Raw genomic sequence first — 15195 nt, forward strand, 5'->3', positions numbered from 1 at the left:
TCTCCCGGTCAGCGGACGACGTGCTGTACGAACCGCTGGGCCGTCTCGGCCAGCACCTCGCGGCCGTCGCGGGCCCACAGCTCCTCGTTGAACAGCTCGACCTCGATGAAGCCGGTGTAGCCGGCGGCCTCCACGTACCCCTTCCACTCCCGCAGGTCGATCGCGCCGTCGCCGAGCTGGCCGCGGCCGTTGAGGACGCCCGCCGGGAGCGGGGTGGTCCAGTCGGCGAGCTGGAAGGTGTGGATGCGGCCGGCCGCGCCCGCCCGGGCGATCTGCCCGGGCGCCCGGTCGTCCCACCACAGGTGGTAGGTGTCCACGGCGACGCCGACCTGGCCGGCCGGGAAGCGTTCGGCCAGGTCCAGGGCCTGGCCGAGGGTGGAGACCACACAGCGGTCGGCGGCGAACATGGGGTGCAGCGGCTCGACGGCGAGCCGGACGCCGCGCTCGGCCGCGTACGGGCCGAGGCGGTCCAGGGCGCCCGCGACGCGTTCGCGGGCGCCGCGCAGGTCCCGGGAGCCGGCGGGCAGGCCGCCGCAGACCAGGACCAGGGTGCCGGTGCCGAGGGCGGCGGCCTCGTCGATCGCCGCGTGGTTGTCGGCCAGCGCCCCGGCCCGCTCGACGGGGTCGGTCGCGGTGAGGAAGCCGCCCCGGCACAGGGTGCTGACGGTCAGGCCCGCGTCCCGGACCAGCCTGGCGGCGGCCTCCACCCCGTACGCCCGCACCGGTTCGCGCCACAGGCCCACCGCGCCGACGCCCAGCCGTGCGCAGGCGTCGACGAGTTCGGGCAGGGAAAGCTGCTTGACCGTCATCTGGTTGACGGAGAAGCGGGCCAGGTCCGGGTCGTTCATGAGGTCACTCCGTGCAGGGACAGCAGGGTGCGCATCCGTTCCTCGGCCAGCTCCGGATCGGGGAACAGGCCGAGGCGGTCCGCGAGTTCGTAGGCGCGGGCCAGGTGGGGCAGCGAGCGGGCCGACTGGAGGCCGCCGACCATGGTGAAGTGCCTCTGGTGGCCGGCCAGCCAGGCGAGCAGCACCACGCCCGTCTTGTAGAAGCGGGTGGGGGCCTGGAAGAGGTGGCGGGAGAGTTCCACGGTGGGGTCGAGCAGGGCGCGGAAGCCGGCCGTGTCGCCGGTGTCCAGGACGCGGACCGCCTCGGCGGCCAGCGGGCCCAGCGGGTCGAAGACGCCGAGCAGCGCGTGGCTGAAACCCTGCGCGTCGCCGGCGATCAGCTCGGGGTAGTGGAAGTCGTCGCCCGTGTAGCAGCGCACGCCCCGCGGCAGGCGGCGGCGCAGGTCCACTTCGCGGTCCGCGTCCAGCAGGGAGATCTTGACTCCGTCGACCTTGCCGGGGTGGGCGGCGATGACGTCCAGGAAGGTGGCGGTGGCCGCGTCCAGGTCGGACGAGCCCCAGTAGCCCTCCAGCGCCGGGTCGAACATGGGGCCGAGCCAGTGCAGGATCACCGGTTCGGCGGCCTGGCGCAGCAGGTGGCCGTAGACCTCCAGGTAGTCGTCCGGGCCCTGGGCGGTGGCGGCGAGGGCGCGGGAGGCCATCAGGATCGCCTGGGCGCCCACGTCCTCGACGAGGGCGAGCTGTTCCTCGTAGGCGGAGCGGACGGCGGCGAGCGGGCCGCCCGTGATCTGGTCGGTGCCCACCCCGCAGGCGATCCGGCCGCCCACCGCCTTCGCCTCCGCCCCCGAGCGGCGGATCAGCTCGGCCGCGCCCGGCCAGTCCAGGCCCATGCCGCGCTGCGCGGTGTCCATGGCCTCGGCGACGCCGAGCCCGTGGGACCACAGGTGGCGGCGGAAGGCGAGGGTGGCGTCCCAGTCGACGGCGGCGGGCGCGTCGGGGGACCCGTCCGCGAACGGGTCGGCGACGACGTGCGCCGCGGAGAAGACCGTACGGGAGGTGAGGGGGGCAGCCGGGGCGGCGGTGGGCGTGCGGAGGGCGGCGCGGGGTTCGGCGCGGGGCTCGTAGGCGCGCAGGGTGCCGTGGGCGTCGGGCAGGCGGAGGGTCACAGCCGGACCTCCGGGACGGCGAGGCGGCGGCCCTCGGCCGAGGAGCGCAGGCCGAGTTCGGCGAGCTGGACGCCGCGGGCGCCGGCCAGCAGGTCCCAGTGGTAGGGGGCGTCGGTGTGGACGTGCTTGAGGAAGAGTTCCCACTGGGCCTTGAAGCCGTTGTCGAACACGGTGTTGTCGGGCACCTCCTGCCACTGGTCGCGGAAGGACTGGCCGGCCGGGAGGTCCGGGTTCCACACCGGCTTGGGGGTGGCGGAGCGGTGCTGGACGCGGCAGGTGCGCAGGCCCGCTACGGCGGAGCCCTCGGTGCCGTCCACCTGGAACTCGACGAGTTCGTCGCGGTGCACGCGTACCGCCCAGGAGGAGTTGATCTGGGCGACCGCGCCGCCTTCGAGTTCGAAGACGCCGTAGGCGGCGTCGTCGGCGGTGGCGTCGTAGGGCTCGCCGTGCTCGTCCCAGCGGCGCGGGAGGTGGGTGGCGGTGAGCGCCTGTACGGAGGTGACCCGGCCGAACAGCTCGTGCAGGACGTACTCCCAGTGCGGGAACATGTCCACGACGATGCCGCCGCCGTCCTCGGCTCGGTAGTTCCAGGAGGGGCGCTGGGCCTCCTGCCAGTCGCCCTCGAAGACCCAGTAGCCGAACTCGCCGCGCACCGACAGGACGCGGCCGAAGAAGCCGCCGTCGAGCAGCCGCTTCAGCTTGAGCAGGCCCGGCAGGAAGATCTTGTCCTGGACGACGCCGTGCTTGACGCCCCTGGCGTGGGCGAGGCGGGCCAGTTCCAGGGCGCCGTCCAGGCCGGTGGCGGTGGGCTTCTCGGTGTAGACGTGCTTGCCGGCGGCGATCGCCTTGCGGATCGCCTCCTCGCGGGCGGAGGTGACCTGGGCGTCGAAGTAGATGTCCACGGACGGGTCGGCGAGGACGGCGTCGAGGTCGGCGCAGACGTGCTCCAGGCCGTGCCGTTCGGCGAGCGCCCTGAGCGCGTGCTCGCGGCGGCCCACCAGGACCGGCTCCGGCCACAGCACGGTGCCGTCGCCGAGGTCGAGTCCGCCCTGCTCGCGCAGGGCCAGGATCGAGCGGACCAGGTGCTGGCGGTGGCCCATGCGCCCGGTCACGCCGTTCATGGCGATCCGCACCGTCTTGCGTGTCACGTCAGTCCCCTTCGTCGGCACGTAGCAAGCGCTTTCTACCGAGGGAGAAGCTAGCCGCTGGGCGGTGCCCGGGACAAGTGGCGCGCGAGCCGGAGTCGTTCGAGGGGTCGGAGGCGGGGGGCCGGTGGCCTTATGGTCTGCTCGGGGGACGTGAGCGTGGGCCTGAGCTGTACGGAGACGTACGGAACCGGGAGACGTACGCCCCCCGAGGACGAGACGCGCGACCGGAGGACGAGCAGATGACGGTGACCCTGGCGGACGTGGCGGCCCGCGCCCAGGTCTCGCCCGCGACGGTGTCGCGCGTACTGAACGGGAACTACCCCGTGGCCGCCGCCACCCGGGAGCGGGTCCTCAAGGCGGTCGACGACCTGGACTACGTGCTCAACGGCCCCGCCAGCGCGCTCGCCGCCGCCACCTCCGATCTGGTCGGCATCCTCGTCAACGACATCGCGGACCCGTTCTTCGGGATCATGGCGGGCGCCATCCAGTCCGAGATCGGCGGGCCGGGCGGCCGGGCCGGCGGCGAGCGGCTCGCGGTGGTCTGCAACACCGGCGGCTCCCCGGACCGCGAGCTGACCTATCTGACGCTGCTCCAGCGCCAGCGGGCCGCGGCGGTGGTGCTGACCGGCGGTGCCGTGGAGGACGAACCGCACGCGGCGGCGGTCGCGGCGAAACTGCGCAAGCTCGCGGAGGCCGGGACCCGGGTGGTGCTGTGCGGACGGCCGCCCGCCGCGGACACCCGTGCCGTCGCGCTGGCCTTCGACAACCGCGGGGGCGCCCGGCAGCTGACCGCGCATCTGACCGGGCTGGGCCACCGGCGGCTCGGCTACATCGCCGGGCCGCGCGAGCGCACCACCACGCGCGACCGCCTGGAAGGGCACCGCGAGGCGCTGGCGGCGGCCGGTGTCGAGGACGATCCGCGCCGGACCGTGCACGGCCGCTACGACCGCCGCTCCGGCTACGAGGCCACGCTGGAGCTGCTGCGCCGCGACCCCGGCCTGACCGCCGTGGTCGCCGCCAACGACTCGGTCGCGCTGGGCGCGTGCGCGGCGCTGCGCGAGTCCGGGCTGCGCATCCCCGAGGACGTGTCGGTCGCCGGCTTCGACGACCTGCCGTTCAGCATCGACGCGGTGCCCTCGCTCACCACGGTCCGGCTGCCGCTCGCCGAGGCGGGGGCACGGGCCGGCCGCATCGCCATGGGCCGCGAGGAACCACCGCCCGGCGGCATCGCGACGGTACGGGGGGAGCTGATGGTGCGGGGGTCCTCCGGGGTGCCTCGCGGCTGAGCGGGGGCCGTGTGTACGGCTGAGCGGGGACGATGTGGGCGGCCGAGCGGGGACCGCGTGGGCGGCCGAGCGGGGACCGCGTGGGCGGCCGAGTGCCGGGTGGCGTGCGGTCGACGTGGGGTGCGGCGTGCAGCCGACGTGACGTGCGGGCGGGGGCGGGGGCGCGGGTGCCGCGCGGCTGGGCGGGGACCGCGGGTACGGCCGGTCGCCGGGCGCACGGCTGAGCGCGAGCCGCCGACACGGCCGGACGCCAGGCGCCGCACGGCTGAGCGCGGGACACGGGTACGGCCGACCCCCGGGCCGCGCACCCCAGCGCGGGACGCGGATGCAACCGGACTCCGCCGGACACCGGACACCCGAGCACGGGACACGGGTACGGCCGACCCCCGAGGCCACGCACCCCAGCGCGGGACGCGGATGCAACCAGGCTCCGCCGGACACCGGACACCCCAGCGCGGGACACGGGTAGGGCCGGACCCCGGGGCCGCGCACCCCGGTGCGCGAGCCGCCTGAGCGACCGGACGCCGGGCACCCCGTGGCTGAACCGGAGCCACGCGTACAGCCGGACACCGTTCGCCGCGCGCCCGGGCATGAGCCGCTCGTGCGGCCCGACGCCGGGTGCCAGCGGCTGAGCGCGGCCCGCGTGCGCCGCCGGGCACCCCAGCGCGGCCCGCGTGTGTGGTCCGATGCCGGGGGTAGGGTCCCCGGCATGAAACTGGCGTTCTCCACCCTCGGTGTTCCCGGTCTGCCCGTGTCGGACGTGGTGCGGCTCGCGGTCGTCCATGGCTACCACGGGGTCGAGTTGCGCGCGCATCCCGAGGAGCCGGTCCACCCGGGCCTGGACCCCGCGCGGCGGGCCGAGGTGGCCGCCGCCTTCAAGGCGGCCGGTGTCGAGATCCTCGCAGTCGCGGGATACGCGCGGATCGCCGCGCCCGGCGACGACGAGGACGTGCTGCGGGAGGTCCGCGACCTGCTCATGCTCGCCCGCGACCTCGGCGCCCCCTATGTACGGGTCTTCCCCGGCGCCGACACGGACCGGCCGCGCGAGGAGAGCGACGCCCTGGCCGCCCGGCGACTGGCGGCCGTCGCCGAGGACGCCGCCGCGCTCGGGGTGCGCGTCCTGCTGGAGACCCACGACTCGCACCGCACCGGCGCCGACGCGATCCGCGTCCTCGGCCCGGTCGGGCACCGCCAGGCGGGCGCGCTGTGGGACGTGATGCACACCTGGCTCGGCGGCGAGCAGCCCTCGGACACCTACGCGGCCCTCGCCCCCCACCTCGGATATGTCCAGGTCAAGGACATCGCCTCGGCCGACGACCCGACCCCGCTGCCGCTCGGCGCGGGCGTCCTGCCGCTCGCCGAGTGCGTGGAGGTCCTCTCCCGCGCGGGCTGGGACGGCTGGCTGTGCTGGGAGTACGAGAAGCGGTGGCACGAGCAGGCGGCGCCGCTGCCGGAGTTGCTCGGCCCGGGGCGGGAGCATCTGGAGCGACTGCTCGGCGCGTCGGCGTAAGCCCCCCCCCCGGAGCCTCCGACCCTCCGCCCCGTGTACGAGACGTGCACGGGGCGTTCGGCTGCGCGCTGTCTTGACTGGCAGAAACTTCCCGGATATTGCTGACTCCTCGGAAGTTTCCTTCAGCGACACTCCAGCGGAACTCCTCCGGAAGGAGCGCACGTGCCCGACTCCGCACGCCCCTCCAGACGTACCGTCCTCGCCGCCACCGCCTCCCTCACCGGCGCCCTCGCCGTCCAGGGCGCCGGCACCGCCCCCGCTGCCGCCGCCGCGCCGCACGGCGACCGGCGGCTGCGCGCCCTCGTCTCCCGGATGACCCTGGAGGAGAAGGTCGGCCAGCTCTTCGTGATGCGGGTCTACGGCCACTCGGCCACCGACCCCGACCAGGCCGACATCGACGCCAACCTCAAGGAGATCGGCGTCCGCACCGCCGCCGAGCTGATCGCGAAGTACCGCGTCGGCGGCATCATCTACTTCACCTGGGCGCACAACACCCGCGACCCGCAGCAGATCGCCGGCCTCTCCAACGGCATCCAGCGCGCCTCCCTGGCCCAGCCGCGCGGCCTGCCCGTGCTCGTCGCCACCGACCAGGAGCACGGCGCCGTCTGCCGCATCGGCGCGCCCGCGACCCTCTTCCCCGGCGCCATGGCGATCGGCGCGGGCGGCTCCACCGCCGACGCCCGCGCCCTCGGCCGCCTCTCCGGCGCGGAACTGCGCGCGATGGGCGTCAACCAGGACTACTCCCCCGACGCCGACGTGAACGTGAACCCGGCCAACCCGGTCATCGGCGTCCGCTCCTTCGGCGCCGACCCGGACGCCGTGGCCCGGCTGGTCGCGGCCGAGGTGAAGGGCTATCAGGACGCCCGGGTCGCGGCGACCGCCAAGCACTTCCCCGGGCACGGCGACACCGCCGTCGACAGCCACTACGGCTTCCCCGTCATCACGCACAGCCGCGCGGTGTGGGAGACGCTGGACGCCGTGCCGTTCCGGGCCGCGATCAGGGCCGGAATCGACTCGGTCATGACGGCCCACATCCAGTTCCCCGCGCTCGACGACTCCGGCGACCCGGCCACGCTCTCCCACCCGGTCGTCACCGGCATCCTGCGCGGCGAACTCGGCTACGACGGCGTCGTGATCACCGACTCCCTCGGCATGGACGGCGTACGCACCAAGTACGGCGACGACCGGGTGCCGGTGCTCGCCCTCAAGGCGGGCGTGGACCAGCTGCTCAACCCGCCCTCCCTGGACATCGCCTGGAACGCCGTCCTGGCGGCCGTACGCGGCGGTGAACTGACCGAGGCCCGGCTCGACGCGTCGATCCTGCGCATCCTGCGGCTCAAGTCCCGGCTCGGGCTGCTCGACGACCCGTACGCCACCCGCTCCGGCGTCGCCCGCACGGTCGGCACCCGGCAGCACCGCGCGGCGGCCGACCGCATCGCCGAGCGGACCACCACCCTGCTGGCCGACGACGGCCGGCTGCTGCCGCTGTCCCGGCGCACCCACCGCACGATCCTCGTGGTGGGCGCCGATCCCGCCTCCCCGTCGGGCACCACCGGCCCGCCCACCGGCGTGCTCGCCGCCGCCCTCGGCGCACTCGGCTTCACCACCACGGCCCTCGCCACCGGCACCGCCCCGGCCGCCGCCGACATCGACCGGGCCGTCGCGGCGGCCGGGGACGCGGACGCCGTGGTGGCCGCGACGTACAACGTCACGGCGGGCAGCGGGCAGCAGAAGCTGGTGGACCGGCTGGCGGCCACCGGGAAGCCGGTGATCGCGGTCGCGATCCGCAACCCCTACGACGTCGCCCAGCTCCCCTCCGCCACCGCCTGCCTGGCCACCTACTCCTGGACCGACGTGGAACTGCGCGCCGCCGCCCGGGTGATCGCGGGCCGGACGCGACCGCGCGGCAGGCTGCCGGTGCCGGTACAGCGGGCGGACGATCCGACGCGGGTGCTGTACCCGATCGGGCACGGCCTGCGGTACTAGGGCCTGCTGACGCGGGACGGCCGCGCCCGGGGAATCACCTCCCCGGGGGCGGCCGCCGCTGTCAGTAGCCTTACGGGAGCCTTACGGGCGCAGGGCCGGCTCGCGTTCGGTGTCGCGTACGTCCAGCTTCGCGTCGTAGCGGGCCAGCGGCCTGGCCGCCGACGGGTCGGCCCGTACGGTGGCCGGGGCGACGCCCGCCCAGTCCAGGATCCTGGCCGTGGCCAGCGCCTGCTGCTGCGGGACGAGACCGGCGACGTTCGCGCCGTGGTTCATGCCGGGCGCGGTGAAGACGTACGAGTCCCGGGCGCCCCAGCCCAGGCGGAACCGCTCCGAGCCCCACGGGTCGTTCTGGCCGTAGACGAACAGCATGTGCCGCGCGTGGTGGCGCACCCAGGCGTCCACCTCGGGCATCACCCACGGCTGGGGCCGCATCGGGATGCTGCGCGGCACGAAGTTGCGCGGCGGCTGGTAGCCGTAGCGGATCAGCTGCTTCTCGATGTGCGGGAAGTGGATGGTGGGCGCGCCGAGCTGGGTGCCCGCCTGGTAGTAGTACGGGGTGTAGGTCTCCAGGCCCTGGTCGGTGTAGGCGGAGAAGCCGGAGATGGTCTCCACCGAGTCCCAGATCTGCTGGTCGGTGGCGTGCGGCGCGTCCGCGGGGACGGTGTCGCAGTCCTTGAGCAGGCTGTACTGCCAGAAGCCCCAGACGTAGTCGAGGACGACCGCCTCGTAGGCCCGGTCCAGGCTGCCGATGGTGGTGAAGGTGTAGCCGTTGCCGGCGGCGTACTGCGCGTACTTCTTCTCCAGCGGCTCGCGGCGCACCAGGGCCTCGCGCTGCACCCCGTTCAGCCGGTCGCGGCACTCCTTGGTGCCGACGGTCTCGAAGAAGCGGTCGTAGGCGGAGTCCTCGGCGTTGACGACGTCGTTGGGGGCGACGTAGGCCACGACGCCGTCCATGTCGCGCGGGTAGTACCGCTCGAAGTAGGTCGCCGTCATGCCGCCCTTGGAGCCGCCGGTGGCGAGCCACTTGTGCGGGTAGACCTTCTTCAGGGCCTGGAAGACGCGGTGCTGGTCACTGGCCGCCTGCCAGATGTCCAGCTTGGACCAGTCGGCCGGGGCGGGGCGGGACGGGGTGAAGAAGCGGTACTCCAGGGAGACCTGATTGCCGTCCACGATCCGGGTCGGCTCGCTGCGGCTCGGTGTGGTCGACACGTTGTAGCCGCTGGTGTAGAAGACGGTCGGCCGGTCGATCCCCTTGTGCAGCACGGTGATCCGCTGCTGGAAGGTGCCCCTGGACGGGTGCCGGTGGTCGATGGGCTGGGTGTAGTTCAGGACGAAATAACGGTATCCGGCGTAGGGCTTCTCCTCGATCAGGCTCATCCCCGGGATGGCCAGGAGCCGGTCCTTGATGTCGGTGTCGCCGGTGTCGCCGCCGGCCGCCGTGGAGGCGGTGGCCTCCGGCGGGGCCGCGGTGGCCACCCCCGCCGTGCCCAGCGTGCCGATGAGCACCGTGAGCGCGAGCAGCCATCTGAGCGCCTTGCGCATGCACACTCCCCTGTGAGACAGATGTGCGCCGGAAGCTATCGGAGCAACTCGGGTGCGCACCAGGGGAGTCGGCGAATTGGCCGTACGGCGCCGGGGGTGGGCCAGGGGTGGGTCGCGGGTGGGTCAGGGGTGGGCAGGGTTCAGCACAGGAACCAGCCGCTGGTCGCCGAGCCCGCCGCCACCGAGCCGCTCACCCGTACGCAGCGGTGGCCGGCGTACACCGTGACCGGACCGGCGCGCTGGGTGAAGCGGCCCTTGTCGGTGACCGGGCGCAGGCCGCGGGCCTGCACGGTGACCGACATGGACTGGGCTCGGCCGGCCTGCTTCGGCACGGTGACGGCGCAGACGTAGCCGTCCTGCCGGTAGACGCGCACCGAGCCGGTGGCGAACGCGAGGGTCTTGACCTGGCGGCCCGCACAGGTGGAGTCCGCCGCCTGCGCGGTGCCGGGCAGGGCGAGCGCCAGCGCGCCCGATCCGGCCAGTACGGCGAGGCCCAGGGCCAGCCTGCGGCGTATCGCGGCTCCGTCCACGGTTCGTCCCTCCCGCTGAGATGAGTGCTGAGGTGCGTGCTCAGGTGCGTGCTCAGGTGTGTGCTCAGGTGAGTACGGCCGCGGCGAGTACATCGATGTATCGACGCAGACGTACAGGTGCCACATACAGGTGCCACGTATTAGGTGCCACATACAGGTGCCACGTATTAGGTGTCACATACAGGTGCCACGTACAGGTGTACGGACGCACGGAGTGCCGGGACGGTTGCCCCGCCGGGGCCTGCGGGGACCGCTCACCGGGACGCGCCGACCTGCTCCTCCGGTTCGGCGGTGCCCGCGAAGGTGTGCCACAGCCCGGCGTACCGGCCGCCCAGGGCCAGCAGCTCCGCGTGCGTGCCGTCCTCGGCGACCCGGCCCCGGTCCATCACCACCACCCGGTCCGCGCGCGCCGCCGTGGTGAGGCGGTGGGCCACCACCAGGGTCGTACGGCGGCCCGCGAGCCGGTCGGTGGCCAGGTTGACCTGGGCCTCGGTGGCCAGGTCGAGGGCGGCCGTCGCCTCGTCCAGGAGCAGCACGTCCGGGTCGACGAGTTCGGCGCGGGCCAGCGCGATCAGCTGGCGCTGCCCGGCCGACAGGTTCCGGCCGCGCTCGGCGACCTCGTGCAGATAGCCGCCGTCCAGCGTGGCGATCATCCCGTGCGCGCCGACCGCGCGGGCCGCGGCCTCCACCTCGGCGTCGGCGGCGTCCGGGCGGCCGTAGGCGATGGCGTCGCGGACGGTTCCCGAAAAGAGGTACGCCTCCTGCGGCACGACCCCGAGCCGGTGGCGGTAGGCCGTCAGGTCCAGCGCGCGCAGGTCCGTGCCGTCGGCCATCACCCGGCCGCCGGTCGGGTCGTAGAACCGGGCCACCAGCTTGACCAGCGTGGACTTGCCGGCGCCGGTCTCGCCGACGAAGGCCACCGTCTGCCCGGCGGGTATGCGCAGGTCGATCCCGGTGAGCGCCTCCTCCTCGTCGCCGTAGGCGAAGTGCACGTCCTCGAAGGCGATCTCGCCGCGCAGCGCGGGCACCGCGCGGGGCTCGGCCGGGGGCCGGGTGGAGGTGGGCTCGCGCAGCAGCTCCTGGATGCGGCCCAGCGAGACGGTGGCCTGCTGGTAGCCGTCGAAGACCTGGGAGAGCTGCTGGACGGGCGCGAAGAACAGGTCGATGTAGAGCAGGTACGCCACCAGCGCGCCCGTGGTCAGGGTGGCCGCCTCCACCCGGCCCGCGCCCGCGATCAGCACGGCGGCCGCCGCGACGGACGACAGGAACTGCACGAACGGGAAGTACACGGAGATCAGCCACTGGCCGCGGACGCGGGCCCGGCGGTAGTCGTCGCTGCGCTCGGCGAACCGGCGCGCCCCGTCCCGCTCCCGCCCGAACGCCTGTACGATCCGCAGCCCGGCCACCGACTCCTGGAGGTCCGCGTTGACCGCCGAGACCCGCTCGCGGGCGAGCTGGTACGCCTTCACGCTGGCCCGGCGGAAGAAGAAGGTGGCGAGGACGAGCGGCGGCAGCGTCGTGAACACCACCAGGGCCAGCCGTACGTCGATCACCAGCAGGGCGACCATGATGCCGAAGAAGGTGACCACCGAGACGAACGCCGTGACCAGGCCCGTCTGCAGGAAGGTGGAGAGGGCGTCGACGTCCGTCGTCATCCTCGTCATGATCCGGCCGGTCAGCTCGCGCTCGTAGTAGTCCAGGCCGAGCCGCTGGAGCTGGGCGAAGATCTTCAGGCGCAGCGTGTACAGGACGCGCTCGCCGGTGCGGCCGGTCATCCGGGTCTCGCCGGTCTGCGCCGCCCACTGCACGAGCACGGTGAGCAGGCCGAGCAGGGCGGCCGCCCAGACCGCGCCGAGGGCGGCGCGGGTGACGCCCTGGTCGATGCCGTGCCGGATGAGGACCGGCAGCAGCAGGCCCATGCCCGCGTCCACGGCGACCAGCGCCAGGCTGACCAGCAGCGGCCGTCCGAAGCCGCGCAGGAGGCGGCGCAGGCCGTAGGAGTCCTCCGGGCGCACGGCCCGGTCCTCGTCGACGTCCGGGGTGTCGGTGGCCGGCGGCAGGGCGTCCACCTGGGCGAGCAGCTCGGGGGTGGCGGGCATGCCGGCGATCGCCGTGTCCCGGGGCTCGCGCTCCTGGGCCCACAGCGCGGGCGTGATGCCCCGCTCGGCGTCGAACTCGGCGTCCAGCTCGTCGCGGACGGAGGTGTCCTCGCGGGGCGCGGCGGGCCGGGCGTGGCCCGGGGAGACGCCGCCGAGTTCGTCGGGGTCGGTGAGCAGGCGGCGGTAGAGCGCGCAGCGCTCCTGGAGTTCGTCGTGGGTGCCGAGGTCGGCGAGCCGGCCACCGTCCAGGACGGCGATGCGGTCGGCCAGGTTCAGGGTGGAGCGGCGGTGTGCGATCAGCAGGGTGGTGCGGCCCGCCATGACCTGGCCGAGCGCCTCGTGGATCTCGTGCTCGACGCGGGCGTCCACGGCGGAGGTGGCGTCGTCCAGGACCAGCAGGCGCGGGTCGGTCAGCAGGGCGCGGGCCAGGGCGACGCGCTGGCGCTGGCCGCCGGAGAGGGTCAGGCCCTGCTCGCCGACCTTGGTGTCGTAGCCCTCGGGCAGCGCGGTGATGAAACGGTCCGCCTGGGCGGCGCGGGCGGCGGCCTCGATCTCCTCGCGGGTGGCGTCGGGGCGGCCGTAGGCGATGTTGGCGCGGACGGTGTCGGAGAAGAGGAAGGAGTCCTCGGGGACCAGGCCGATCGCGGACCTGAGCGAGTGGGCGGTCAGCTCGCGCACGTCGTGGCCGCCGACCAGGACGGCGCCGTGGGTGACGTCGTAGAAGCGCGGCAGGAGGAGGGAGACGGTGGACTTGCCGGAGCCGGAGGAGCCGACGACGGCGAGGGTCTCGCCGGAGCGGATCTCGAAGGACAGGCCCCTGAGTACGGGCTTGCCGTCCGCGTAGCCGAAGGACACGTCGTCGAACTCGACGGTCGCGGGCGCGTCGGCGGGCAGGTCCCTGGTGCCGTCGGTGAGGGTGGGCTCGGTGTCGATCAGTTCCAGGACGCGTTCGGTGCCGGCGCGGGCCTGCTGGCCGATGGTGAGCACCATGGCGAGCATGCGGACCGGGCCGACGAGCTGGGCGAGGTAGCTGGAGAAGGCGACGAAGGTGCCGAGCGTGATGTGGCCCCGCACGGCCAGCCAGCCGCCGAACGCCAGCATGGCGACCTGGCCGAGGGCCGGGACCGCCTGGAGGGCCGGGGTGAACTTCGCGTTCAGCCGGATCGTGCGCAGCCGCCCGGCGAACAGCCGCCGGCCGACCGCCCGCAGCTTGGCGGTCTCCTGGTCCTCCTGCCCGAAGCCCTTGACCACGCGTACGCCGCTGACCGCGCCGTCCACCACGCCCGCGACGGCCGCGGCCTGCGCCTGGGCGTACCAGGTGGCGGGGTGCAGCTTGGTGCGGCTGCGGCGGGCGATCCAGCCGATCGCCGGGGCGACGGCCAGGGCGACCAGGGTCAGCGGCAGGGACAGCCAGGCCATGATCACCAGGGAGATCAGGAAGAGCAGGACGTTGCCGATGGTCATCGGCAGCATGAAGAGCAGGCCCTGGATCAGCTGGAGGTCGCTGGTGGCGCGGCCGATCACCTGGCCGGTGGACAGCTCGTCCTGGCGGCGGCCGTCGAGGCGGGTGATCGACTCGTACATGCGCGTGCGCAGGTCGTGCTGGACGTCCAGGGCGAGCCGGCCGCCGTAGTAGCGGCGGACGAAGGCGGCCGCGTAGACGAGGAGGGCGGCGCCGATCAGGGCGCCGGCCCAGGGGGTCATGGCGCGGCTGTGGTCGCCTATCACGTCGTCGATGACGACCTTGGTGATCAGCGGGACGACCGCCATGACGGCCATGCCCGCCAGGGAGGAGCCGAGGGCCAGGACGACGTCCTTCGGGTGGCGCCACGCGTACGAGGCGAGCCTTCGCGCCCAGCCCCGTGTCTCCCCCGGTCGCGCTGCCACGTCGGTGCCTTCCTGACGGTCTGATCTTCCGGAAGGCACCAACACGGACGGGGGCGGATTTCATCCCGCTGTAACAAACGGCTCCGCCGGGGCGGAGGTCGGTGTTCCGCCTGTACCCGGAGGTATCAGCGGTCCGCCCGCACCCGGAGGTAGTAGAACCGCGTCGTCTGGGCCGGGTTCTGGTTGTCGTCGCTGACCAGGAGGACGCGGAGGCGGCCGCGGGTGTCCTGGCCGGTGATCGTCATGCCCTCGATGTTGTCGAGGAGGGGATTGGACTGGGGCAGCCGGCTGGTGGCGCCCAGGGTCGGGCAGGCGGCGAGGTCGGTGAGCAGGGTCTTCCTGATCAGGCGGACGCCGGGCTGTCCGGTCAGGTTCTCGACGCCGCCGGTGTCCGTGGCGCGGCGCGGGTCGGCGAGGTAGAGGCGGACGGTCATGCCCGTGCCCGCGGAGTAGCCGCGTTCCAGGACGAGCAGGCGGCCGTCGGGGGTGGCCTGGACCTCGGGGACGCCGAGGGTGGGGTCGTCGGTGCGGTAGGCGTACTGGGCGCCGAGGCGGAAGTGCCCGTCGCGGGTGCGCTGCCAGGTCTGGAAGCGGACAGTGCCGGGGGTGTCGCCGGAGAGGGCGTACTCCATCGACGCGAGGAGGGTGCGGCCGCCGGGCAGCAGGGTCAGGCCCTCGAAGGTCTGGTTGGTGGTGGCCCGGCCGGCCGGGGCGACGCGCAGGGCGGCGGGCACGGGCAGCCGGTCGAGGATGCGGCCGCCGCGGGAGTAGCGGCGGACGGACGGCTCGGTCTCCGAGCTGACCAGCCGGGTGCCGTCGCGGTCGACGACCAGGCCCTCGGAGTCGAGCGGGGCGCCGTTCTCGTCGGCGAGCTGGACCACGCTCGTGGGCTTGAGGGTGCGGGAGTCCAGGGTGAACAGCTGCGAGCGGTCGGAGAGCGCGGCGAGGTCACCGCGGCGGTCCGGGGCGAGCGCGGAGAGGTTGCCGACGTAGGTGTCCCGGTACGTCGTCTTGTCGAGCGCGTCGCTGAAGCGGTCGAGGGAGACCGACGGGGAGCAGGCGTGGTCCCGGGCGGCGGAGGCGGAAGCGGGTGCCGCGGCGGCGGCCGGCCCGGCGGCGAGGCAGGTGGCCGCCGCCAGGCCGGCGGTGACGGTCGCGAGTACGGTTCTCAGACGCATGACCGTCACCGTAGG

General features: G+C 74.0%; 10 protein-coding genes. 3 read left to right on the forward strand and 7 right to left on the reverse strand.

Features of this window, described 5'->3' with window-relative positions:
* Nucleotides 1-8: 8 nt before the first annotated feature.
* The 3 genes from ABZ858_RS18765 to ABZ858_RS18775 are packed head-to-tail and all read right to left on the reverse strand — an operon-like array spanning nt 9 to nt 3162.
* Nucleotides 9-848 (reverse strand): sugar phosphate isomerase/epimerase family protein, encoded by an 840-nt coding sequence (locus ABZ858_RS18765; RefSeq protein WP_361379172.1) that lies wholly within the window; start codon nt 846-848, stop codon nt 9-11.
* On the reverse strand, nt 845-2014 hold the full coding sequence (locus ABZ858_RS18770) for a dihydrodipicolinate synthase family protein (protein ID WP_361379175.1): 1170 nt from the start codon (nt 2012-2014) through the stop codon (nt 845-847). The genes ABZ858_RS18765 and ABZ858_RS18770 overlap by 4 nt, the downstream gene beginning before the upstream one ends.
* Complete coding sequence (locus ABZ858_RS18775) at nt 2011-3162, reverse strand: Gfo/Idh/MocA family oxidoreductase (RefSeq protein WP_361379178.1); 1152 nt, start codon at nt 3160-3162, stop codon at nt 2011-2013. The genes ABZ858_RS18770 and ABZ858_RS18775 overlap by 4 nt, the downstream gene beginning before the upstream one ends.
* A 239-nt stretch (nt 3163-3401) precedes the next feature.
* Here ABZ858_RS18775 and ABZ858_RS18780 point away from each other — a divergent pair, with 239 nt between their 5' ends.
* The 3 genes from ABZ858_RS18780 (at nt 3402) to ABZ858_RS18790 (ending at nt 7944) form a co-directional block, all read left to right on the forward strand.
* Nucleotides 3402-4448 carry a LacI family DNA-binding transcriptional regulator gene (locus ABZ858_RS18780; protein ID WP_361379181.1) on the forward strand — a complete coding sequence of 349 codons (1047 nt, stop codon included), beginning with the start codon at nt 3402-3404 and terminating at the stop codon, nt 4446-4448.
* 709 nt (nt 4449-5157) lie between these two features.
* A complete protein-coding gene (locus ABZ858_RS18785) occupies nt 5158-5958 on the forward strand; it encodes a sugar phosphate isomerase/epimerase family protein (protein ID WP_361379184.1) in 801 nt (266 codons plus the stop codon).
* A gap of 162 nt (nt 5959-6120) precedes the next feature.
* Nucleotides 6121-7944 (forward strand): glycoside hydrolase family 3 N-terminal domain-containing protein, encoded by a 1824-nt coding sequence (locus tag ABZ858_RS18790; RefSeq protein WP_361379187.1) that lies wholly within the window; start codon nt 6121-6123, stop codon nt 7942-7944.
* 81 nt (nt 7945-8025) lie between these two features.
* Here the strand turns inward: ABZ858_RS18790 and ABZ858_RS18795 are convergent, their stop codons facing one another.
* The 4 genes from ABZ858_RS18795 to ABZ858_RS18810 all read right to left on the reverse strand — a co-directional run bounded on the left by ABZ858_RS18795 (nt 8026) and on the right by ABZ858_RS18810 (nt 15180).
* Nucleotides 8026-9486: a S28 family serine protease gene (locus tag ABZ858_RS18795; RefSeq protein WP_361379190.1), complete on the reverse strand. Its 1461-nt coding sequence runs from the start codon at nt 9484-9486 to the stop codon at nt 8026-8028.
* 140 nt (nt 9487-9626) lie between these two features.
* Nucleotides 9627-10016, reverse strand: a complete 390-nt coding sequence (locus ABZ858_RS18800) for a hypothetical protein (RefSeq protein WP_361379193.1) — start codon at nt 10014-10016, stop codon at nt 9627-9629.
* Nucleotides 10017-10270: 254 nt separating this feature from the next.
* A complete protein-coding gene (locus ABZ858_RS18805) occupies nt 10271-14002 on the reverse strand; it encodes an ABC transporter ATP-binding protein (RefSeq protein ID WP_361379196.1) in 3732 nt (1243 codons plus the stop codon).
* Between the two features lie 125 nt (nt 14003-14127).
* Complete coding sequence (locus ABZ858_RS18810; RefSeq protein WP_361379199.1) at nt 14128-15180, reverse strand: esterase-like activity of phytase family protein; 1053 nt, start codon at nt 15178-15180, stop codon at nt 14128-14130.
* Nucleotides 15181-15195: the final 15 nt, after the last annotated feature.

This window comes from Streptomyces sp. NPDC047017 (assembly GCF_040644175.1).
Classification (GTDB): Bacteria; Actinomycetota; Actinomycetes; order Streptomycetales; family Streptomycetaceae; genus Streptomyces.